The sequence below is a fragment of the Rhizobium sp. 768_B6_N1_8 genome, from assembly GCF_051811225.1.
In the GTDB taxonomy this organism is placed as follows: Bacteria; Pseudomonadota; Alphaproteobacteria; order Rhizobiales; family Rhizobiaceae; genus Rhizobium.
In genome coordinates, this window is sequence record NZ_JBPWPV010000001.1 from 1,285,550 (window position 1) to 1,307,171 (window position 21,622).

18 protein-coding genes and 2 pseudogenes are annotated in these 21,622 nt (G+C 57.3%); 14 read left to right on the top strand and 6 right to left on the bottom strand.

Annotated elements, in window-relative coordinates; all coding sequences use genetic code 11:
• Positions 1-226: 226 nt before the first annotated feature.
• Genes AB8B33_RS06580 through AB8B33_RS06590 form a run of 3 tightly spaced genes read right to left on the bottom strand, consistent with a single transcriptional unit; the run spans position 227 to position 2,324 of the window.
• Positions 227-598 (bottom strand): DUF982 domain-containing protein, encoded by a 372-nt coding sequence (locus tag AB8B33_RS06580; protein ID WP_439014738.1) that lies wholly within the window; start codon positions 596-598, stop codon positions 227-229.
• Positions 595-1,407 (bottom strand): Ku protein, encoded by an 813-nt coding sequence (locus tag AB8B33_RS06585; protein WP_439014739.1) that lies wholly within the window; start codon positions 1,405-1,407, stop codon positions 595-597. The genes AB8B33_RS06580 and AB8B33_RS06585 overlap by 4 nt, the downstream gene beginning before the upstream one ends.
• A gap of 11 nt (positions 1,408-1,418) precedes the next feature.
• Positions 1,419-2,324, bottom strand: a complete 906-nt coding sequence (locus AB8B33_RS06590) for a Ku protein (RefSeq protein ID WP_439017194.1) — start codon at positions 2,322-2,324, stop codon at positions 1,419-1,421.
• Between the two features lie 626 nt (positions 2,325-2,950).
• Here AB8B33_RS06590 and AB8B33_RS06595 point away from each other — a divergent pair.
• From AB8B33_RS06595 to AB8B33_RS06620, 6 genes are all read left to right on the top strand, one after another.
• Positions 2,951-3,706 carry an ImuA family protein gene (locus AB8B33_RS06595; RefSeq protein ID WP_439014740.1) on the top strand — a complete coding sequence of 252 codons (756 nt, stop codon included), beginning with the start codon at positions 2,951-2,953 and terminating at the stop codon, positions 3,704-3,706.
• The gene (locus AB8B33_RS06600) at positions 3,624-5,138 is read left to right on the top strand and encodes a Y-family DNA polymerase (protein WP_439014741.1); all 1,515 of its coding nucleotides are present in this window, start codon (positions 3,624-3,626) and stop codon (positions 5,136-5,138) included. The genes AB8B33_RS06595 and AB8B33_RS06600 overlap by 83 nt, the downstream gene beginning before the upstream one ends.
• The gene (locus tag AB8B33_RS06605) at positions 5,138-8,431 is read left to right on the top strand and encodes an error-prone DNA polymerase (protein WP_439017195.1); all 3,294 of its coding nucleotides are present in this window, start codon (positions 5,138-5,140) and stop codon (positions 8,429-8,431) included. The genes AB8B33_RS06600 and AB8B33_RS06605 overlap by 1 nt, the downstream gene beginning before the upstream one ends.
• A gap of 486 nt (positions 8,432-8,917) precedes the next feature.
• On the top strand, positions 8,918-9,067 hold the full coding sequence (locus AB8B33_RS06610) for a hypothetical protein (protein ID WP_439014742.1): 150 nt from the start codon (positions 8,918-8,920) through the stop codon (positions 9,065-9,067).
• An 85-nt stretch (positions 9,068-9,152) separates the two neighbouring features.
• Positions 9,153-10,964, top strand: a complete 1,812-nt coding sequence (locus tag AB8B33_RS06615) for an ATP-dependent nuclease (RefSeq protein ID WP_439014743.1) — start codon at positions 9,153-9,155, stop codon at positions 10,962-10,964.
• On the top strand, positions 10,951-12,744 hold the full coding sequence (locus tag AB8B33_RS06620) for a UvrD-helicase domain-containing protein (RefSeq protein WP_439014745.1): 1,794 nt from the start codon (positions 10,951-10,953) through the stop codon (positions 12,742-12,744). Before AB8B33_RS06615 ends, AB8B33_RS06620 begins: the two co-directional genes overlap by 14 nt.
• A 380-nt stretch (positions 12,745-13,124) precedes the next feature.
• Here AB8B33_RS06620 and AB8B33_RS06625 read toward each other — a convergent pair whose 3' ends face one another.
• Positions 13,125-13,787 carry a hypothetical protein gene (locus AB8B33_RS06625; protein WP_439014746.1) on the bottom strand — a complete coding sequence of 221 codons (663 nt, stop codon included), beginning with the start codon at positions 13,785-13,787 and terminating at the stop codon, positions 13,125-13,127.
• Positions 13,788-14,041: 254 nt separating this feature from the next.
• Between AB8B33_RS06625 and AB8B33_RS06630 the strand changes: the two genes are divergently transcribed.
• From AB8B33_RS06630 to AB8B33_RS06645, 4 genes are all read left to right on the top strand, one after another.
• Positions 14,042-14,503 carry a hypothetical protein gene (locus AB8B33_RS06630; RefSeq protein ID WP_439014747.1) on the top strand — a complete coding sequence of 154 codons (462 nt, stop codon included), beginning with the start codon at positions 14,042-14,044 and terminating at the stop codon, positions 14,501-14,503.
• A gap of 265 nt (positions 14,504-14,768) precedes the next feature.
• Positions 14,769-16,100 carry a hypothetical protein gene (locus tag AB8B33_RS06635; RefSeq protein ID WP_439014748.1) on the top strand — a complete coding sequence of 444 codons (1,332 nt, stop codon included), beginning with the start codon at positions 14,769-14,771 and terminating at the stop codon, positions 16,098-16,100.
• 154 nt (positions 16,101-16,254) lie between these two features.
• Positions 16,255-17,121, top strand: a complete 867-nt coding sequence (locus AB8B33_RS06640; RefSeq protein ID WP_439014749.1) for a protein-L-isoaspartate O-methyltransferase family protein — start codon at positions 16,255-16,257, stop codon at positions 17,119-17,121.
• 257 nt (positions 17,122-17,378) lie between these two features.
• Positions 17,379-17,747, top strand: a complete 369-nt coding sequence (locus AB8B33_RS06645) for a hypothetical protein (RefSeq protein WP_439014750.1) — start codon at positions 17,379-17,381, stop codon at positions 17,745-17,747.
• Between the two features lie 222 nt (positions 17,748-17,969).
• Here the strand turns inward: AB8B33_RS06645 and AB8B33_RS06650 are convergent, their stop codons facing one another.
• Positions 17,970-18,554 carry a glutathione S-transferase family protein gene (locus tag AB8B33_RS06650; protein ID WP_439014751.1) on the bottom strand — a complete coding sequence of 195 codons (585 nt, stop codon included), beginning with the start codon at positions 18,552-18,554 and terminating at the stop codon, positions 17,970-17,972.
• A gap of 43 nt (positions 18,555-18,597) precedes the next feature.
• A pseudogene (locus AB8B33_RS06655) lies at positions 18,598-18,702 on the bottom strand (transposase domain-containing protein); the annotation flags it as partial.
• Between the two features lie 15 nt (positions 18,703-18,717).
• On the opposite strand from AB8B33_RS06655, the pseudogene AB8B33_RS06660 reads away from it, so the two are divergent.
• The 4 genes and pseudogenes from AB8B33_RS06660 to AB8B33_RS06675 all read left to right on the top strand — a co-directional run.
• Positions 18,718-18,834: pseudogene (locus tag AB8B33_RS06660) on the top strand (transposase domain-containing protein); the annotation flags it as partial.
• Positions 18,835-18,933: 99 nt separating this feature from the next.
• Entirely contained in the window at positions 18,934-19,386 is a 453-nt protein-coding gene (locus tag AB8B33_RS06665) for a hypothetical protein (RefSeq protein ID WP_439014752.1), read from the top strand.
• Positions 19,387-20,216: 830 nt separating this feature from the next.
• Positions 20,217-20,741: a hypothetical protein gene (locus tag AB8B33_RS06670; RefSeq protein ID WP_439014753.1), complete on the top strand. Its 525-nt coding sequence runs from the start codon at positions 20,217-20,219 to the stop codon at positions 20,739-20,741.
• Between the two features lie 229 nt (positions 20,742-20,970).
• On the top strand, positions 20,971-21,606 hold the full coding sequence (locus tag AB8B33_RS06675; protein ID WP_439014754.1) for an SOS response-associated peptidase family protein: 636 nt from the start codon (positions 20,971-20,973) through the stop codon (positions 21,604-21,606).
• Positions 21,607-21,622 lie beyond the last annotated feature (16 nt).

The following is a 21,622-nucleotide window of genomic DNA, read 5'->3' on the forward strand; positions in this document are numbered from 1 at the left end:
ACTGACGACAACAAAACGTCAGGCACAATCACCAGTCATTTTGGCGTATCCAAATTTCTGAAGTCCGGCGGCGGCTACAAGATAACCGAGGGCGCGTTGTCGGGTTACAGTTACGTCACCTACGACGCGATGCTAAAGGCATTTCAGGTTTAGTCAAAGAGAAGCAGACTACATTTAAGTAGTCTTGAGGACGCGCTCTGGCCGCGCCGACGGTAGAGCTGTCGCCTTAAGTGCCGCGCCCCGCGGGGTTCGCGTGTGGCTGTCGCCACTGCACGGGCGGGCGTGCGGAAAATTTCGCCCGCAGACGTGGCGTCCGCGCGTCGTCCGGAAGAACCTTTAATCCGGCATCCCTGGCGGCCGCAACGAAAGCATTTCGGGCTTTCGTCGTATCCGTCTCCAGCTGCAGGCATCTGGTGCATGTAGCGAAAGCGTGCTGCCAAGCGGTGTCATTTGGGTGTTTCGGCCACCCGGCGGACATCAGGATGCCCATCATATCTGAGACCGTGGTGGCGACAGCAAAGTGATCTCTTTCCGGTAGCGCGACTGCGACTTCTCCGATCGATGCATACGTTGTGTCTTGCATGAGAGTCCTCCTCATCCGGCTTTTCGCGATTTCAGGTCCTGCTCGACCGACTTGCGAAGGGCATCCATAATGTTGACGACATTGGAGGCCGGAGCGGTTTCAGGTTTCTTGCCTTTCGTGGTCTTCCTCGGTTTCAGTGCTTTCTTCTTCTCCTCGATGAGGGCCAGCAACGCTTCCTGGATAGGGTCCGAGACCATGGTCGGGGACCAATGTTTCGTCCGTTGTTTGATCAGCTTCTCCACTAAGGGCAGTGCATCCTTCTCGGAGTCGCTGTCGATTCCTTCGAAGTAGGATTCCTCCGGACGCACCTCGTCGCCGAAGCGAAGGGTCCAAAGCACGATGCCTTCGTCGCGGGGCTCGAGGATGACCGCCCGTTCCCTTCGTCCGATGACAAGCTTCGACACGCCAACAACCTTCGACGCCTTCATCGCATCGCGAATGACGGAAAAGGCCTCATGGCCGACCGGGTCGTCAGGCGTGAGGTAGTGGGCTTTCTCTAGATAGGTCCAGCCGATGGATTCGGCCGGCACGAACTTTTCGATGTCGATCGTGCGAACGGTGTCGAGCGCTACAGAGTCCAGGTCGTCTTCCGTCAGGATGACGTAGTCATTCTCACCGCGCGCATAGCCCTTGGCCTCGTTTTCGTCCTTGACTGGTTTTCCCGTGACGGAGTCCACGTATTGGGAGACGACGCGGTTGCCAGTCGCGCGATTTAGGGTATGGAAGCGAACTTTCTCGGATTCCGACGTCGCCGGTGACATCGCCACCGGGCAGGTGACGAGGGATAGTTTGAGGTAACCTTTCCAATAGGGACGGGGTGCCATCGTTCGCTGTCCTATCCGGCTTTACGCTGCGGGGCGGCTGGTGCGGCGGACTTGGCCGCCCCGCGCGGCGCACGCTGCCGTTGGGTGCCTTGGTTGGCATTCGCGGCCGTGCGTTTCGGTTGTCCGGTGGATTTGCCTGCGACGCCGGCGCTTTCGCGAAGGGCTGCCAGCAGATCATTGGGCGTCGAGACCTGCACCTTCTTCGGCTTCGGCAGAGACTTGCCCTCGATCTTCGCCTTCACAAGCTCTGCGACCGCCTGTTCGTAACGATCGTCGAAGGTGGCCGGATCGAACTCCCCGATCTTCGTCGAGATGATATGCTTGGCGAGATCGAGCATCTCGCCTTCGATCTTCAGCTTCGGTATCTCCTCGAATGCGGCCTTCGAAGATCGCACCTCGTAATCGTATTGCAGGGTCGTGGCGATCATCCCGTTGCCGTGCGGGCGAATGAGCACCGTACGCATCCGCCGGAACAGAACTGTCTTCGCAATGGCCGCGACCTTCGCTTTCTTCATTCCGTCCCGGAGAAGCGTGAACGCGTCCGATCCCGCGCGGTCGCTCGGTGTCAGGTAGTAAGGCTTGTCGAAATAGACGTCATCTATCTCGGAGCAGGGGATGAACGCCTCGATCTCGAGCGTCTTGTTGCTTTGGGGAATCGCAGCGGCGATCTCTTCCGGATCGATCATGATGTACCGACCGTCATCGACCTCGAAACCTTTGGTCTGTTCCTCTTTCGGAACCGGGTCATCGGTCTCGCTGTCGACGAAAATACGATTCACCCGGTTGCCCGTCGCTTTGTTGACGGTATTAAAGGTGATGCGTTCAGAGGTAGAGGCAGCCGTGTAGAGAGCCACGCCGCAGCTGACTTCTCCAACTTTCAGAAAGCCCTTCCACTGGGCACGGTGCCCTGACGCCATGACGCGATACTCCGAATCAATGATTCGCGACTCAAGTCCGGAGCAGGTGATTCGTTCCGACTCGAAACGAATCATTTTTCAATGGCTTACGACCTGATGTTGAGATTTTGAATCCGGACGCCTTGGCCGAGCAAACGAGCCAATTCTACCGTGGCGATTCAGGCGGTATCGTCCCTTGCCAAAGATGGTCCAGCCTCGATCAAATCCGGAAACCGAGTCTCGCAACGGTCAATGCCGTCCGCGGAAACCATCCTCGGACATCCCATCGACACACGCCTCCGGAGCTGCTGGAAGCTCAAGCTCGCTCCGTATTGTTTGACGAGTGCTTGTCGGTCGAGTTCGCCGCTACGGGCGCAGGCGCGACATTCCACCTTTATCGTCGGTTTGCGAAACTCCCGCAGCGTCAGCAGCGGGCAGTAGGTATTTGTTCCCATCTATTACTTTCTATGAGGCTGTGCGTATCTTGTTTTCAGGCCATTGAAAATATTTGCTTATTAGCACAAGTCCTCCTGTGGACTGCGTGTGGATTAGGAAAATACACCTGAACATTCGCGTTGACTCACATGCTAATTGGGAACAAATAAAGAACAAGCCCGTTTTTGGCGATAAAACGATGAAGACCGGACATGGCTCAGATGAGCGCCAACATCATTTCCGAGCTGAGGGAGCGCATCGCGAATCTTGAGGGCGGCATTGCGCGTAAGGCGATCGTCTTGCCATTCGGTGTCCCGGAAATCGACTGCGTGCTGCCCGGTGGGGGCCTGACTTTTGGTGCACTGCACGAGTTCGCGGGCGGCGGCACGGATACGGTCAACGGCGCGGCGGCCGCCCTGATGGTCGCGGGGATCGCCGCGCGAACGACGGGCAAGATTCTCTGGTGCCTGACCAGACCCGATCTGTTTTTTCCGGCGATCTCCCAGGCCGGACTGCATCCGGACAGGGTCATCTTTTGTGAGGGCGACAAGGAGGAGGATGTCCTCGCATCGATGGAAGAGGGCCTGTCGTTCGGCGGCTTCGGAGCCGTGGTCGGAGAACTGGTCCGGCTGCCGATGACAGCGTCGCGCCGCCTCCATCTGGCGGCCGAGAAGACCGGGACGATGGCTCTGGCCGTGAGACGATGGCGTCGGCAGGCGGAAGCTTCCGACTATGGCCAGCCAACGGCATCGACTTCGCGGTGGCGCATCAGCGTGTTGCCGTCCGAGCCACTGCCCGTGGCAGGTGTGGGAAGGGCGCGATGGCTGGCCGAATTAATGCGGGTGAAGGCAGGCGAGTGTGCTGAGTTCGAAATAGGAGCCTGTGATGCCAAGGGTCGTATCTGTTTACTTCCCCTATCTGCCGACGGATCGGATCAGGCGGCATGGCGGACACGAGGTGCCGGCTGACCAGCCACTCGTGGTGATCTCGAAAAGCGGCTCGAGACGCTGGATTTCCGCAAGCGATGCCAATGCCCTCAAACTCGGACTGCGGATCGGCATGCCCGCGAGCAGGGCTCAGGCGATGGTCGCCAACCTCGTAATGGTCGATGCCAGTCCAGCTGAAGACGCCGTTGCGCTCAAGCGGCTGGCATTGTGGGCGCTACGTCAATACAGCCCGGTCGTCGCCGTAGACGGAACCGACGGGATTGTCATCGACACCGAAGGGGCCGATCATCTCCAGGGTGGCGAGGAGCTTCTGATCTCAGGCCTCGTCAACATGCTTCACGCAAAAGGTCTTACCGCGAAGGCGGCTGTTGCCGACACTTGGGGCGCTGCGCATGCCATTGCCCGTCTGACGACCGAGACGACAACCGTCGTTCCGATTGGAGGTATAACGCAAGCCGTTATGGGGCTGCCCATCCATTGTCTGCGTCTCGCGCCAGATACAGTCCACGATTTGAGGGCTATGGGCGTCGACACTGTGGGCGAGCTTGCGGCCATGCCGCGTGCGCCCCTGGCGCTGAGGTTCGGTCCCGAACCCGGCAGGCGGCTGGATCAGCTGTTTGGCCGTGTCGCCGAGCCGATCGAGCCGCTGCGCACGCCAGAGCTGGTCGAGGTTTCGCGCAATTTCCATGAACCGATCGGCGCGCCGGAGACAATCGAGAAATACGTGCGTCGTCTCGTGGGGCAACTGGCAGCAAAGCTCGAAAAGCGGGGCCTCGGTGTGCGCCGCTCCGATCTCGTCATCCACCGCGTGGACAATACGACCCAGTCGCTGCGGGCCGGGCTTGCGAAGCCAGTGCGAGACCCGACACGACTGTCAAAGCTGCTCTGCGACCGCATCGAAAAAATCGACCCCGGCTACGGTATCGAAAAGATGGTTCTTGTCGCAATCATGGCCGAGCCGCTGGAGGAGAAACAGGTCGCTTCGTCGCTGATCGAAGAGGCGGCCGTCGATTACACGCCTATCGTGGACATCCTTCAGAACCGGGGTCAGCGTCTCTATCGCGTGACCCCCGTCGCCTCGGATGTCCCGGAACGATCCGTCGCCCGCATTGCCGCGACAGCCGAGGAAACCGGGGCCGACTGGGCAGCGAAGTGGGGGAGGCCCTTGCGCTTGTTTGCACGCCCGGAAGAGATCGAGGTGATCGCCGTCCTACCTGACCAGCCACCTGCGGTCTTCACGTGGCGCGGAAAACGCCGAAGGGTGAAGCGAGCCGACGGACCCGAGCGCATATTCGGCGAGTGGTGGCTGACACCCCGGGAACGGCAGGCAGTCCGCGATTATTTTGTCGTCGAAGACGAGATCGGCGAGCGGTACTGGGTCTTCCGTGCCGGTGACGGGGTCGATGTGGCCACGGGCTCTCACAAGTGGTTTCTCCACGGAGTGTTCGGATGATGAGATACGCCGAACTCCAGGTGACGTCGCATTTCAGCTTCCTCAGGGGGGCGAGTTCAGCCGAGGAGCTGTTCGCGACAGCCGCTATGTATGGCATCGATGCGTTGGGCATCGTCGATCGCAACAGTCTTGCCGGCATTGTCCGAGCGTGGGAAGCGTCAAAAACGATGGGGGTTCGCCTCGTCGTCGGGTGCCGTCTTGACCTGACGGACGGCATGTCTCTGCTGGTCTACCCCACGGACCGCCCCGCCTATTCCAGGCTGACCCGATTGCTATCGCTCGGCAAAAGCCGTGGCGGCAAGGGCAAGTGCATCCTCGATATCACCGACGTCGAAGCTTATAGCGAGGGACTGCTGGCGATCCTCGTGCCGGATGAGGCGGACGACATCTACGCAGGCCAGCTCAGGAAGGTTGCGGCGATCTTCGGCGATCGTGCCTACGTCTCGCTTTGCCTCCGGCGTCGGCCGAATGATCGCCTCAGGCTTCACAACCTGTCGAACATGGCGGCCCGACACAGGGTGAAGACCGTCGTGACCAATGACGTTCTTTTCCACGAGCCGGGGCGGCGGCAGCTACAGGATATCGTCACCTGCATTCGAAACGGCACGACCATCGACGACGTCGGGTTCGACCGCGAGCGGCATGCCGACAGGTTCCTGAAGCCGCCAGAGGAAATGTATCGGCTGTTCACCGACTATCCCGAGGCGCTGGCTCGGACGCGCGAGATCGTCGACCGCTGTCGTTTCGACCTGGGCCAGTTGCAGTACCAGTATCCCGAGGAGGCCATTGTCCCGGGCCTCGATGCGCAACAGTCGCTGGTGAAACTTGCGTGGGAAGGGGCGGCCGAGCGCTATCCGGAAGGCATTCCGGAAAAGGTCAGGAAGGCGATCCTTCACGAACTGGAACTGATCCGCGAGATGAAGTACGCGCCGTATTTTCTAACGGTATTCAACATCGTCAGATATGCCCGTTCCCTGAGCATTCTCTGCCAGGGACGAGGATCGGCCGCGAATTCGGCGGTCTGCTATTGCCTTGGCATCACATCGATCAATCCCGAGACTTCCGACCTGTTGTTCGAACGTTTCGTATCGCGCGAACGCGACGAGCCGCCCGACATTGACGTCGACTTCGAGCACAATCGTCGTGAGGAAGTGATCCAGTGGATTTACGAGACCTATGGGCGATCGCGCGCGGCGCTGGTGTGCACGGTCACCCGCTATCGCACCAAAGGGGCGCTGAAGGATGTGGGCAAGGCGCTAGGCTTGCCCACAGACCTGATCGAACAGCTGTCCTCAGGGGTCTGGGGCTGGTCTGAGGGTGTCGGAGCGCAACAGCTCAAGGAGAACAATCTCAATACGGCTGACTACCGCTTGCGTCTCGCGCTCGAGCTGTCTTCACAGTTGATGGGCGCTCCGCGCCACCTTGGACAGCACCCTGGCGGCTTCGTGCTGACGCAGGATCGTTTGGACGACCTGGTGCCGATCGAGCCAGCTTCGATGGAAGACCGCCAGGTCGTCGAATGGGACAAGGACGATCTCGAGGCCCTGAAATTTATGAAGATGGATGTTCTCGGGCTGGGAATGCTGAGCTGCATGTCCAAGGCGTTCGAGCTGCTTGCCGAACACAAGGCCCTACCGATGGGGCTTGCCGACGTCCCACAGGAAGAGGCTCGGACATACGCGATGATACGGAAGGCTGACACCCTCGGGACATTCCAGGTGGAATCCCGTGCGCAGATGGCAATGCTTCCCCGCCTGAAACCGAGGACCTTCTACGATCTGGTGATCCAGGTGGCGATCGTGCGCCCCGGCCCGATCCAGGGCGATATGGTTCACCCGTATCTTCGCCGACGCGAGGGCAAGGAAGAGGTGGTCTACCCCACGCCCGAACTCGAGGCGGTGCTGAAGAAGACCCTCGGCGTTCCTCTTTTTCAGGAAAGCGCGATGAAGGTCGCCATGGTCTGCGCGGGCTTCACCGCGGGTGAGGCCGACCAACTGCGCAAATCCATGGCGACATTCAAATTCACCGGCGGTGTCTCGAAGTTCAAAGACAAGCTGATCACCGGGATGATCAACAACGGCTACAGCGCGGAATTCGCAGAGCAGACGTTCGGGCAGCTGGAGGGCTTCGGTTCTTACGGCTTCCCGGAAAGCCATGCAGCCAGCTTCGCGCTCATCGCCTATGCCTCATGCTGGGTAAAATGCCATCATCCGGATGCCTTCTGCACGGCGCTGCTCAACAGCCAGCCGATGGGATTCTACGCTCCCGCCCAGATCGTTCAGGATGCCCAAAAACACGGCGTCGAAATCCGACCTGTCTGCGTCAACCGATCCCGTTGGGACTGCACAATGGAGCCGATCGAGGGGACTGACCGCTTTGCCGTCCGGTTGGGAATGCGCATGGTGAAAGGCCTCGCGCTGAACGATGCTGCCAAAATCGTCATCGCCCGCGCCGACCAACCATTCGGGTCCGTCGACGATATGTGGCGAAGGTCCCGCGTTCCTGTAGCAGCGCTAGAGAAGTTGGCCGAAGCCGATGCTTTCCTGCCGTCGCTGAAGCTTGAGCGCCGGCAGGCGCAATGGGACATCAAGGCCTTGCGCGATGAACCCCTCGAACTCTGGGCCGCCGCGGCCGAACGCGAAGCCAAGACGTTTCCGGAGATGCAAGAGCCCGAGGTAGCATTGAAATCCATGACGCAGGGCAGGGAGGTCGTAGAGGACTATTCCCATACGGGGCTGACGCTGAGGCGGCACCCCGTCAGCTTCCTGCGCCGTGAACTTACGAAGAAGAGCATCGTCACCTGTTCCGAGGCCATGAGCCAACGGGATGGCCGATGGTTGATGACGGCCGGGCTTGTTCTCGTCAGACAGCGGCCGGGATCAGCAAAGGGCGTCATGTTCCTGACACTCGAAGACGAGACCGGGATCGTCAACGCCGTCGTGTGGCCGTCGTTGTTCGAGCGTCAGCGGCGGATACTGATGGGCGCAAGCATGATGGCCATTAACGGCAAAATCCAACGGGAAGGGGAGGTCGTTCACCTTGTCGCCCAGAGGCTGTTCGATCTGTCATCGGACCTTGCGAATATCGGGGCGAGAGATGGAGAATTCCCGTTGCCCCACGGACGGGGCGACCAGGTCAAGCATGGTGGCGGGCCGGACTCACGGGACAATCCTAAGCCTGCGGTGCAGACCAGGGACATCTACATTCCTTTATGCCGAACTCGGCATAATGGAACTTATCCCGAGCCGGATACTATGCCGAGCCCGTTCCCTAAAGCCCGAGATTTCCTATAAACCAAGCGCAATGGCTCGGCATAGTTTCATATGCCCCAAAGCCGGTTAGGCGAGCCTGTCCGGCTTTCGGCCCGAGCCGTCGGGACAGGAGAAACGCCAGCCTCCGCCTCGATACGGAACAGCACTTCTTCCGCCTCCTCGGTCTTTCCTACCCGTTCAAGACATCGCGGCGTTCCGGGAAGATGACGCCGAAGATACCAGGCCCAGATCGTTCCCAGCCCCCGACGATGAACATCGCCCGCCAGCCGAAACGGAATGATGGCCATGGAGGCGAGGAAAGTCGCGAAGACGCGCTCCACCGATCAGGGCGATCAGGCCGACCTACCGACCGCGGTCCGCTGGGGCACGAACTCGGTGATAAGCCCGTAGCCCATGACATACTCGGCATCATTCCGAGGACCATGACGGAACGCATCGGAATGAGCCAGGCCATTGACGGCGCGAAAGCGGATAGGATTGCCATCATGCCGAGGAGCGTAGATTGAATTGGTACGCGAACAGACGACCGTACCGGTCGCTAAGCCAGCCTCCGAAAGCCCCGCCGATCGTTGGTCCGCAAAGGTCGCCGACATGAACCACGAGTTCAATTGCAAGGTCGACCATCCAGCAAACATCGATGTCGATATCGCTTGCTAATCCTCAACTCTTCTCTTCGAAAGCTGCATTGGGGCTCGGAGACTCAACCGGTGCGTGATAAGCGGATGTATCGAAGAGGTTCAGCATGCGGGTCACTCGTCTATCTATTCGCAACTTTCGCGGGGTCCGAGAAGCAATGCTGCTCCTGCCCCGCCACGGTGTTTTCATTGGCGACAACAACACCGGAAAGACCACCATATTGGAGGCGCTGGACCTCGTACTGGGGCCGGACCGGCTCAACAGACAGCCGCCGATCGACGAACACGATTTCTATCGAGGAATCTATCTTGCTCCACAGGCGACACCTGGGTCCGATACGCCTAGCGATCCCGAGGAAACTCCTCCGCGTATCGAGATCGAAGTCTCGGTCGCCGACCTTTCCCCCGAGCAGAAGGCCCGTTTCGGCGACTACGTCGAATTCTGGGATAACGCCAGCAACACCTTCTACGACGTCCCCAATCCCCAAGGGGTCGACACCTCGTCGATCATTGAGGCGATCCGCGTGACGTTCCTTGGATACTATGATCCGGAAGAAGACGACTTCGAGGGCAAGACCTTCTTTTCGCGGAGCCTTGCAGAGTCCGATCGAGGCGTCCCGTTCTCAAAGAAAGACAAGCAGCTCTGTGGCTTTCTATATCTGAGGACCCTCCGCACGGGCGCAAGGGCACTCAGCCTGGAGCGAGGTAGCCTGCTCGACATCATCCTACGGCTGAAAGAGGTGCGTCCCCGGATGTGGGAAGACACCCTTTCAACCCTCGCCGACCTGCCCGTCGCGAGCGATCCGGCATTGGGCATCTCGCCGGTCCTGGAGAGCATCAATAATGCCCTGAAGAAATACGTTCCCAAAGAGTGGGGCGTCGAGCCTCACCTGAAGGTTTCGACACTGACACGCGAGCACCTCAGAAAGGTCATAACCGCCTTCATAGCCACGGGCGACGGAAGCCATGCCGCCCCGTTCTATCGGCAGGGAACCGGGACGATAAATATGCTCGTCCTCGCGATGCTGTCGCAGATTGCCGAAGGGAAGCAGAACGTCATTTTTGCGATGGAGGAGCCGGAGACGGCTATCCCACCCTATGCGCAGAAGAGGATCGTGCATGAGGTCCGAACGCTGGCGTCGCAGGCGCTTTTCACCTCGCATTCGCCCTACGTCCTCGAGGAGTTTCCACTCGAGGACACAATCGTACTCAGTCGATCGAAGACGGGGGAACTGATCAGGAACACCGTCGCCCTACCCGACAACGTCAAGCTGAAGCGCTACAGGCAGGAGTTCAGGACGCGGTTTTGCGAGGGCCTGCTCGCCCGTCGGATACTCATCGCCGAAGGCGCGACGGAGACGACCGCGTTTCCGGCGGCATGCCGTCGGCTGTCGGAGTTAAACCCGAAACGATATTCGTCCGTGGAAGCGCTTGGCATCTGTGTCGTCGATGCCGGAGGGGAAACTGCGATTCCAGGAATGGCGCAGCTTTACCGCGGTCTGGGCAAGGCGACATATGCGATCTGTGACAAGCAGAATGATACGAACCTTTCGCTCATCGTCAAAGACGTGCAACTCCTCCTGATGCATGATGAAAAGGGTTTCGAGGCAATGGTCCTGAACGGAGCGAACAACGCGGCCATGAAGCGCTTCGCGGTGTCATTAGACTGGCCGCAACATCTAAAGCAGAAATACAGCAAGCCCGAGGACGATGCCAAGGCCGCCCTGGAAGATTACTTCATCTGGGGAAAAGGCAACGGGAGCATCGCGGACTTCGTGGCTCAGTGCTCTGAAGCCGAAATGCCCGAATGGCTGAAGACCGCCTGCTCTAAGCTCAAAGACTTCTGCACGGTCCCCGATATCTTCGACTTAATTTGGGGACAGCCACTCCCCGAGGTGCCTGAAGATGCAGTTGAGTAAAGGGCAGTTGGATATCATGGCCTCGAAAGGCCACCTCCTCGTAACCGGGGGGCCTGGCTCCGGGAAAACCACGATATCGATATTGAAGGCCGGTCAGATCATCGACGCGCTGCCATCGGGCCACAAGGTGCTTTTTCTGAGTTTCGCCCGGGCGACAGTATCACGGGTAATGGAAGCCATCGATGCAGAGAAGGATGTCGCCCCGGAGATCAAGCGGCGTATCGATGTCGAGACATACCATTCGTTTTTCTGGCGGATATTAAAAGCGCACGGATATCTGCTCGGTTTGCCTCGGCGGCTCACCATCCTAACCCCTCCTGCCGAGGCGATCGCCCTCTCGGAAGTCAGGCATAGCCATCCGGGTTCCTCCGACGGCGGAAAGGCGGCGCGTGAGGTAGCCGAGGAGAAGGAACGGTGGCGGTTGGCAAAAGTGGAAGGTCGCGTTTGCTTTGACTTCTATGCTGATCTCGTTGGAGACCTACTTCATCAGAGCAGCCGCGTGCGGCAACTGGTGTCTACGATGTACCCTTGCGTCATCCTCGACGAATTTCAGGACACAAACGCCGGGCAATGGAGAGTCGTGCAAGCCCTTGGACGTGAATGCCGCCTGATCGCGCTGGCCGATCCAGAGCAGCGCATTTTTGATTTCATCGGAGCCGATCCTAAGCGGCTTGATGATTTCCGTGGCGAATTTTCGCCTACGGAAGTCGATCTCAGCACCGACAACCATCGAAGTTCGGGCACGGAAATCGCTAAGTTCGGCAACGACGTCCTGAAGGGCGTCTTCCAACAAACCTATGCAGGAGTTGAATTCGAAGTCTTCGAAGCGTTCTCGAATTTGGCGATGTCGAAGCTGGTAACGACCATATATGGCGCGCGCCAGAGACTTATACATGCTGGCGTGAAGGACTGGTCACTGGCGATCCTGGTGCCGACGAAAAAGATGACCCGGTTGGTCTCTGACATCCTGCGCGAACCGCCGGGAGGCATGGCGGCCATCCGGCACACGCCCGTCATCGACATGGAAGCTGCTATCCTTGGCTCGGAAGTAGTTGCCTTTTTGATGCAGCGCCCGGGTTTCCACCAGTTCGAAGACTTCGTCGAACTCGTGTGCAACTACTACCAGGGCAAAGGCGGCAACGAACCCACAAAAAGCGCGCTTGAGATGGCAGCCAGACTGCATAAGGCGCACCAGGAGCTAAAGGATAGCCTGCGCGCGCAAAAGCCGCTTAGGAAGAGCAGTATTATCAACGCCACCCTTGCCGCGTACGAGAGTGCGCGCGGATTGGTATTCACGGGCAACCCAGATACAGATTGGCAGCTCGTGAGAAGCGCGCTGGCCGGTTGTGCTTGTAGCAGACTGAACGAAATCGCTACGGAGGTCCGCAACATACGTATCCTTGAACGCGGCACGGAACTTCGCCACGCCCTGTCGGAAGACTGGAGGCAGAACGGTTCTTACCGCAATAGCCTCAATATAACTCGCCAGGCGTTCGTTCGGGAACACTTCTCCATCGGCGGGAAACCGGAGCGAGGCGTAGTCGTGATGAATATGCACAAGGCCAAGGGAAAACAATTCGATGAAGTGATCGTGTTCGAGGGTTGGCCGATTAAGCAAAAGGGAAAGATCATCTACAACGGCGACCGGATCGTCCGTTTCAATTCGAAGGACGAGGTGGATGATCAGGTTCGACAGAACCTGAGGGTGAGCGTCACCCGCGGGAAACGACGCGTAACCGTGATGACGCCCCGAATTGATCCTTGTGTCCTTCTCGTATGACCGTAGCCATCTCCCCTTGATGCCGACGGTGCAGCCACCCGACCCTCGTCGTCGGAGAAGGGCAATCGACGTCGAGTTGAGTCCCCGTGCGGCGAGCCGCAAGCCTCGGGACCGATTGCCTGCGGAGGCAACGCGCAAAGCTTCAACCTGCTGCGCTCCGGCTCAGACGACGGCGTGCTGCTCTTGAAGAGCATCGAACCGGCTGTTCGGACAAATGACATTGTGCCGAGCCATTGAGCTTGGTTTGCCGGAAATCTCGGGCTTTAGGGAACGGGCTCGGCATAGTATCCGGCTCGGGATAAGTTCCAGACCTGCACATCGATACGCTCAAGGTGAAGTCGAGGAACTTTCACTAGGCTGGAAAGCGTCAATTGCGGTCATCAGCAACGACAAATACTGGAAACACCGGTGTTCATAAGAATTCCATGCGGGGTTTCGCGCATGGGTATGCCGTGCGTCAGGCTCTGCGGCCAACTTCGTGAAGCGAGGTCAGTTGAGGTCAGGCTCAAGGCATGCGCGTACACGCCGAGACGCGTTCCCCAGCCGCGTACGAAGACGCCGATCCCCGGTGACAGGCGTAACCTAATGTCATCAGGGACGTTGCACACTCGGCCTATAAGAAAAGGCGTGTCCTCCAACATCACTGCAGAGTGGCAGTTCTTTCCCAAGCGATCGGCTAGTCGAAGTACCTTGAACGGAAGCGCAACTTCATCGCCTGCGATCAGTGGGAGTAGCAACGGCCAAATGAACAGGATACTGCTTCCCATAAAATAACCCACAAACGGGCCGACTATGACACCGAGGACGCGTTTCAGTTTGCTCATTCCAGCGCCTTTCCAACCAATCCAGACAAAAAGCGCGGCGGATAGGGAGCCCACAATGACACGCAGAGGATTTGTCCATTCCAACCACTCGGCAGACGGAATGAAATTGGAACCGACCACCACAGCCGACGAAACAAGGCCCAGCAATAACCAGGAGCAAACAAAAATCGCGAAGAACACTGGGACCCGCAATCTTTTGGGCTTAGTCGAACCTTTCATGAACGCCTCGTGAAATGATCTTTTTGGGGAGCGTAGATAGTTTATCTCTGATTGCCTTCTGGTTGTTGTCAATAACCTCGATTTTATGCAGAGCGCTGCCATGACGACCGACCAGTGAGATATTTATAAGCTTCGCGCTCGGGTTGGCTGGAATCGGCTGTCCGCCGCCCTTCAAAATCTCGAATACGATCTCGCTCACTTGAGACTAGCGAGGACGAAGTTGCGTAGGCAGATGTAGGCACGGCTGGGATGTGATGGCTTTGCGCCAACAGCGATCATGCGGCCCGCGTGAACAGTTGCGCCCACATCCAAAAACTGCTCTTCTTGGCGGCGCAACCCTGGGGGATTATTTGCAGAACAGAATTCAATTTTTTGCTGCACTCATCACAGCGATCGCGATACCGTCTTTGGCCCGGGCTGATGGCGGTGCATGGAACAGAGAAACCTTCGAATACTACGCTTCTATCATTCGTAAACAGCCGGCGACCCATTCACGAATTATCCAAGCATGTACTGAGAATGGGTTGGCAGCGATGACCGATCGAGCAAGGACAGAGGTCGAACGGGATAGCGGAATCCCTTCAGAGAAGGCGGCTGCCGAGGTGTGCCGTCGCATGGTCAAGGGAATTGCGTCCGGTGCTGTGAAATACGAGGCCTATCGTGCGTGGGCAGATGCGCCTGATGACGAGAGGGTAGTCTTCCCCGATTACAATTAAGGTGCGCTAAGGGCCGCAGTGGTCGTTGATTGAAATGGCGGGATGCGGCGGCGGTTGTGGCCGTAGGCATGACCGGTTCGCGCCAGAAGTGGACTTGTTCGCTTGCCATTCTCAGGGCTGCCCATTTCCCTCCGATATCAAGCGCTTCAGTACGTATGGCCTGAATCACCTCGGCGATGGCATGCGTGAGCGAGAAGATTGGTCTCCACACGAGAACCCTCAGTAGCTTATTCATTACACACGATTTTCGGGCCAAGGATTTGTCATGAAACGCTGGTTGACGTTTGCTGGGTTTGGGCTTGCGTTCACTTTGATTGGCGCTCCCCTCTGGCCGGGAGTTGCGTTAAGGAACGTCGGCCACCTGTGGTTCACATCTCGGTCAGCCGACGATGCGCCCAAGCCTTCTCTTCGAGCCCGCCCTCCCGAGCGTCTTGCTGGCAAGAAGGCCGACGTTCAGACGCATCCCATAACATTGGCAGCCGACTCTTTACCGATGAGGTCCGGTAGCTCCCCCGCAATCCCGGCGGGGGGCGGCATCTCCGGCATCTCCTCACCACTCTGCCTGGTTCCAGTCCACAACGGCCTTCCGATAGAGAAGGAGATGTTCCAATCTTTCCGCATGACATCGAAAGTTGTGGCAGTCCCCGGGCTGGATCGGGCGATCATATTTCCCTCGAACCGCGGGGGTGTGTGGACCATCGACGAATCAGGTACCTTCGTGCCATTTGGCGGCGCATTCCCCAATCACTACGGTGACGAATACGCGTCGGACACCTCAAACGGCGATGTTGTCGGGGTGAGCTCGAAGCTCGGCGTTTTCCGGCTGAAAAGAGGCGAGAAGCACTTCCAACGTCTGTTTGCCGCCGATGGAAAGCCATTTGTGCGCCCTTTTTCGGCTGTTTACGTTGCCAGGTTCGGCGGGACGGTGATCTCAGATAATTCGGGACTGTATCTCCTGAAATCGTCAGGCACCGTCGAATCCATGTTCTGGGATGCGAGCGTGGCACCCGGTGGACCTGGCCGAGTTTTTGACCTTCCCGAATTGAACCTTCTGTTGTTTACCGCCTACGGCCACGCTTACCTGCGCGATGATGCCGGGAAAATCATCGTCTTCGACGATAGCTTCAACGGCATTCGAGCGGCGCGTGTAACGGCAGACAAGCAAATCTTTATTCAGCCGACCGTCAACGACAACTACACGGTGCCATGGCCTCCACGCGACCCCGCAAAACTTCCAGCCCATCAAGCAACCCACACATACGAAAGCTTCGATGGCATTGAGGTCTATGTCGGAGAAATCGACGCGATACACGGCCGTAAGGTCTCGATCATGTTTCCTTCGCACGACGAGTTTCCGCGACCAATCGAATTCCCTGTTGGAGATATACTGGTGAAGCCCGCCGACGACGGTATCTACACACTGAACGCCGAGGACAATTGGGATTTTGTAGACCGGAGCGGCGAGATGCCGACGAGAACAGCCCCCGATGCCTTCCGCCTCCCTGTTGAAAACAGGGCGCTGCTTATCAACGGTAGTCGGGGTTTGCACCTATTGGTCTCGAAAAAGGACGAACGGGCTGCAGACTGCTTGAAATGACGGCGATCAACGTGGAAGGCTCCGGCAGCATCGGCCTTGCCTTGCGCAACTTGGAGACGTTGCGGCTGCCGCGGAACCACCTATTCTCTCGTCGCAGCAATAGATAAAACAAGCCCCCAAATTTGCAGGGGCTATATTTCGGGTGGTTCTGCCTATGACACCGGACGAATTACAGATCGTGCGTCAAGCGTATGCACAGCAGATCACGGCGGCTGTCAGGGTCGTCGATGAGCGCGTCGAGACCGCTTTCGCCGCGGTGCCGCGAGAGGATTTCCTTGGTCCTGGTCCGTGGCCGATCTTCCGGATGCGGAGGGACTATGTTCCGACCCCGACCGCCGATCCGGTCTACCTTTATACCGATGACATTGTCGGTATCGTCCCCGAGCGCCACATCAACAATGGACAACCTTCACTTCATGCCTTTTTGCTTTCGCAGGCCGCCCTGCGAGCAGGCGAGCATATCGTGCATGTTGGTGCTGGTGCTGGCTACTATTCTGCGATCATGGCGAACCTCGTTACCGCATCCGGCAAGGTGACGGCGATCGAGTTCGACCCCGAGCTTGCTGCACGCGCGAAAGCAAATCTCGCTCCCTATCGGAACGTTTCCGCGGTTCAGGGAGATGGCAGCTCCGTAGCTTTTGATTCAGCCGATGTGATCTATGTGAACGCCGGCGCAACCCGACCAGCGGCTATCTGGCTGGACCGGCTCAATGATGGCGGAAGGCTGGTCCTGCCGCTGACGACCGATCTTGGATTTACCAGCAGCAACTGGAGCAACATGCACCTTCGCGGGGCGGTGTTTCTCGTGACGCGTAGGGGTGAGGAATTACACGCGCAATGGATTTCGCCGTTGGCCATTTTCCCCTGTGAAGGAATGCGCGATGAGGAATCTGAAATAGCGCTCGCGGCGGCATTCGAGAGTGGGGAGCACAAGAGGGTGACGCGGCTGTACCGTAGTGATGAGCTGCCGACCGAGCAATGTTGGGTTCGCGGTCCCGGCTGGTGCCTAGCCTATGCTTAGGCAGCAGGCTGGCATCTTACCGTCGCGGAAATCGAAATCGTTGCCTATTCGGCTTTAATAGTTCTATTCACAAGCCCTGTACCGCAGCCCGTCAATTATCTTGAAAACCAATTGACCCGCAGCTATGTTTTGGCATTGGGTGCCTTGCCGAACCTGCTGCCGGGTTGAAGGGTGAATGTCGCAATTTTAAAGACGGCCGTGTTCAACAAGGTCGATGTGTAATCGGCGGACTTCGACACTACACAGCGGATCGTCTTATGCGCCCGTCTCCCACTTTCATATTTTCGGCTGCGAACGTCGCAGCGTTAAAGAAGGCACTCCGTAACGAATATCCCGATATTGGCTCGTCGCATGCGGATGAAGCTTTAGCCGCGTCGTTTGGCTTCAAAACGCACGCTGCGATGCTCCATGTTTTGCGCCAAGTGGATGACGCCGCCCGCATGATCGTTGGAGTTGATCATGTTCAGTTGGCTGTTCGACTCGTGCAATTGGGCTATCTTGACGTTTCAGCCGCCCGCTTATGGTCTTTTGTTTGGAAGATTGAATTTCCTGTTCGCCAATACGACGACGAAGGCGAGCGTGCCATTAGGATGCACCTAATGCCTAACGCTGCAAACTCTCCGTAACGCAAGGCTTATTTCCGACCCCTAGTTGATAGGCATCTCGTCCGGACTACGATGACGAGGGCCAGCTTGGATAGTAAAGCGGCTGTGATCGTCGACTGGCTCTCATTGGCAGATCAGATATTACGTATCGCTGCCACGGTGTATCGTAAGCGGTGTTTGCAGGCCACGACTTGAGTTCGATAGGCGGCGTTTGTTGGTCTATTGATCGATAGGTTTGCGATACTAGACAGGCAATTCGTAACCTATCTGTTCTTCGATCTCGCACGTTTTTTTAACAGCGGGCCGCTCCTTGATGCGGTCAAAAAGCGCTTGCAAGACGGGCAGTTCACCAGGCGCGATATTTGCTGAACTGTGGAACCTCCAGAATAATCGGAACAAGTGGATGTCAGCTATAGACATTCGGGAGCCGACGACAAATTCTTGATTGCCAAGGCGCTTTTCAACGATCCTATAAATATCCATCGCGTATTCCAATCCTTTTCGACGTGCTGGATGCACCGTTGAGGCCAGGAACGACATCCATGACACGACGCGCGCCTCTGCTTCTGGATCGTCTGTGGGCAGCAATCCGGCATGGGGAAAGCGACGGGCTAGATAAAAGAGAATCCCCGCCACTTCCGTGAGGGGCCTTCCATCGACAAGTAGGACTGGCACTTTGCCCTCAGGGTTGATTGCCAAGTATGCAGGCTCACGATGTTCTCGTCGTGCGAACGACAAAGGTCGAATTTCGAATTCCGCTCCGACTTCGTGCAGCGCGATGTGAGCAGCCATGGAGCTTGATCCAGGAGCTAGAAAGAGCGTCAGCATGCTTCGATCCCCAGTGTATTTTGCTTAGCAATATATCATTATCTCAGGCCACGGCCTTGAGTTCCTGCTTTGCGGCATAGGCCCAAGGCAGCAGGTCGTCGATTTGGCTATTTGGATGATTGTTGATGATCCTTGTGAGGACGTCGGCATAAACATGCTCAAGGCTGTCGATCCGTTGGCATATCTGACAGCCACACTCACAGCTATCGCCAATGGCCACAAGCAACCCCGGATTGACGATCTGTTGCCTTGGGCAAATAAACACAACTCCATTGCCTAATACCCAGGTTTGCGGTCCACTCACCACCTGGGCGTGAGATCGATATGCAGAGGAAACACTGTCACCTGCAGCAGCCAACTGCCTTAGGAGTACGGCAACATGTCATCCTCTGACTGGGACAACGACCAAACTCTATTTGCCTCTCTCACTGGCGGACAAGCCGTTATAGACTGGTTCGGCTTCTGTCCGAGATTCCATGATGCATCTCTGGAGCGACTGGAAATTGTAAATGGTAATGTCCTCTTGGCGATCCGCGCATTCCGGATGACCGACGAACTCGATCTGCAACGCCGCTTCATTTGCGACCGCCATGCCATTGTTACGCTAAGGATGAGCGGAGTGTCCGGCATTAGGCTGCACGGTAGTGCCGTTTCAATCATCTATGATCTTAAAATCCGTCGGCTTCCCGCCGACAAGGCACCTTCAAATTGGGAGACCTGTGCCGCACCTGTCAAAGGTGATATTGAGGTCACATTTGATACGTCGATGGGGCTCTATGGTGCGATATACACTAAGGAGCTGGCGTTTGAGCTCCAACCAACGCCTAACTAAGTCCACGGAGCTATCGCGTGTATTCGAGCGGATATCTCAGGCACGAAAGATAGCTGACAAGGTGTGAGCGACACATCGGATACGCAGATCGCTACGATCATATCGTTCGAGATTGCATTCCGCTGGATTGCGAACGCATTCGCGCTATCATGGGTCGGTTGGTCTCTTTGGGGCCAACTGGGAGATATTGACACTCTCTGCCTCTGTCTGCGGGGTGGGAATTGGGCTTGCTTTCTGATCTCGCAATCGAAATTGACGACCTCGATTTCCTCCAGGCCGTAGTCACCGATGCATGCAATGAGCTGAAGATTTCTCCAGATCATCGAGGCTTCGTCGCGCGGATCGTAGACTTGCGCTCCCAGGGCCACTCCAGGGAGGAAATCCTCGAAATTCTACGGGTGGAGTTCGAAAAGCCACGCGGCCACGGCCAGAGACATTTCGATCCTTGAAGACGATGTCGGAATAGGCAGTCGCTTGCCAAGCATGATATCTGCGAAGACAGGGGGGAGCCCCGACGGTTCGATCAAGCGAAATCATGACGATCTAATGATGGGCATACTCTCCAGAGAATTTCAGGCGTAGTCGCCGCCGAAGATGTCGGCTTCGGGCCGAACCCAAACCGGCCCTTTCGCGCCAGAAGCGGGTCGCCTATCCGGCTACTCGGGATCGGATAACACGGTGGTCAGGCGTCAGTTTTGAAGAACCTGGCAATGCTGCGACAGCGGTAACGACAACTACCCATAATCCGAAGAGACTAGTTTACCGGGAAGCCGGCTTGTGGAAGTGTGAGGTTGCAGTCTCCAGCTTACGAAAACCTAAAGGGGAATCCGATGGAAGTGCAGTGCCCCCCACCGTTGAGCGACAAGACGTTAAACGCTAGCGAAGTCCTATACGTCCGGAACGTTCTCAAGCCAATTGAAGTTGAGAACAGTTCTCCGGCAAACGCAATGATCCTCACGCTGGCCGATAAGACATTTTCATTGCAAACACCAGTCGAGGTAAAGGCTCTTGCAGATGTCGAAAGGCCTGCCAATAAGGCTCTGAGCCTGCTGTCATCGAAAAACCACTGGCCGATCTATTTTGATGGCGAACGAGCAACCGGACCGCTTCAGGTTACAGAAAATGAAGTCAACATCAGCGGCTACAATTCAGCATTCTTGATCGGCAAAAAGAAAATTCCGGTAATCAACACGCCTCAAGAAGTTTTCGACGTGATCCAAGCGGCTGGTGGTCAAACACGCCCAGTCCTACCCCCGGCCAAATCCATATTGCGGGCCGGCCATGAAACTGATGAAGACGAATGGGACGAGACTATTGAACTCTTTCCTTCGGCTGATGGTACCCCTAAGATTTGAGGGTCCAGCTCCTCGTCCACCGCCGCGCGTGCGTCTCGTTGTATTGAGCGTGCCTCCTGGATCGGTACGCAGGTTCACGCGGCGGCGTAATATCAAACAGGTGACCAAGGGGTTGTTTCTGTCGCTAGTGCAGCGATTCTTGTTCTATATTTGTTCTTATGATATTAGGGGCATGGTTTCGGAGTAAGCGAGATCAGCGATGTCGCGCCTGTTTGTAATCGGACAATCCATGGAAGAGATCGTTGCGCACTTCCACATCGATGTGCCGCCCTCCTTCGAGGTCCCGTCCGAAACGGTTGAGGCTGCGACAGGCATCGTCGTAATCGAAAAGGACGGCCTTCGATTGCTGAAATCACTCACTTGGGGTTTTCCCCGCCAGACCTCGGAAATGCGCCACAACGGTGAGCCGCCCGGCCGTATCGGCCTAGTTGCCGACCTGACCAATCCACTCTGGAATAAGACTGTGGTCGACCCCCGTTATCGCTGTCTGATCCCGCTGACGCACTTCGCTAACCCGGATGGCCCGAAGGGCGAGAAGACACGCGCGTGGTTTTCGATGAGCAGGCAGCCTTTGATGGCCTGGGCGGGTTTTTGCCGAAACACTCCCGAATTCGGCCCGGTCTTCGCAGGGATGACGATGACCGCCAACGAGAAGGTGCGGCCATACAACGATCGCATGCCAGCTCTCCTGAAGCCGGAAGAATATGAACGATGGCTGCACGGCACTATCCAGGATGTCATCGAGTTTCAGTTCCGGGAACCGCCTCCATCGGACCATTTCGAAATCCTGCATACCCGCGACCGCTGGCGAAGCGGCATCCCGCCCTCGAAGGCTTGGGCAACTCGAAGCAATATGCTTATCTAGCCCCAACGCGCGTCAT

Coding starts and splice junctions, on each gene's coding strand:
- AB8B33_RS06580 (WP_439014738.1), bottom strand. CDS start 598: ATGAGGAGGACTCTCATGCAAGACACAACGTATGCATCGATCGGAGAA.
- AB8B33_RS06585 (WP_439014739.1), bottom strand. CDS start 1,407: ATGGCACCCCGTCCCTATTGGAAAGGTTACCTCAAACTATCCCTCGTC.
- AB8B33_RS06590 (WP_439017194.1), bottom strand. CDS start 2,324: ATGGCGTCAGGGCACCGTGCCCAGTGGAAGGGCTTTCTGAAAGTTGGA.
- AB8B33_RS06595 (WP_439014740.1), top strand. CDS start 2,951: ATGGCTCAGATGAGCGCCAACATCATTTCCGAGCTGAGGGAGCGCATC.
- AB8B33_RS06600 (WP_439014741.1), top strand. CDS start 3,624: ATGCCAAGGGTCGTATCTGTTTACTTCCCCTATCTGCCGACGGATCGG.
- AB8B33_RS06605 (WP_439017195.1), top strand. CDS start 5,138: ATGAGATACGCCGAACTCCAGGTGACGTCGCATTTCAGCTTCCTCAGG.
- AB8B33_RS06615 (WP_439014743.1), top strand. CDS start 9,153: ATGCGGGTCACTCGTCTATCTATTCGCAACTTTCGCGGGGTCCGAGAA.
- AB8B33_RS06620 (WP_439014745.1), top strand. CDS start 10,951: ATGCAGTTGAGTAAAGGGCAGTTGGATATCATGGCCTCGAAAGGCCAC.
- AB8B33_RS06625 (WP_439014746.1), bottom strand. CDS start 13,787: ATGAAAGGTTCGACTAAGCCCAAAAGATTGCGGGTCCCAGTGTTCTTC.
- AB8B33_RS06630 (WP_439014747.1), top strand. CDS start 14,042: ATGGCTTTGCGCCAACAGCGATCATGCGGCCCGCGTGAACAGTTGCGC.
- AB8B33_RS06635 (WP_439014748.1), top strand. CDS start 14,769: ATGAAACGCTGGTTGACGTTTGCTGGGTTTGGGCTTGCGTTCACTTTG.
- AB8B33_RS06640 (WP_439014749.1), top strand. CDS start 16,255: ATGACACCGGACGAATTACAGATCGTGCGTCAAGCGTATGCACAGCAG.
- AB8B33_RS06645 (WP_439014750.1), top strand. CDS start 17,379: ATGCGCCCGTCTCCCACTTTCATATTTTCGGCTGCGAACGTCGCAGCG.
- AB8B33_RS06650 (WP_439014751.1), bottom strand. CDS start 18,554: ATGCTGACGCTCTTTCTAGCTCCTGGATCAAGCTCCATGGCTGCTCAC.
- AB8B33_RS06665 (WP_439014752.1), top strand. CDS start 18,934: ATGTCATCCTCTGACTGGGACAACGACCAAACTCTATTTGCCTCTCTC.
- AB8B33_RS06670 (WP_439014753.1), top strand. CDS start 20,217: ATGGAAGTGCAGTGCCCCCCACCGTTGAGCGACAAGACGTTAAACGCT.
- AB8B33_RS06675 (WP_439014754.1), top strand. CDS start 20,971: ATGGAAGAGATCGTTGCGCACTTCCACATCGATGTGCCGCCCTCCTTC.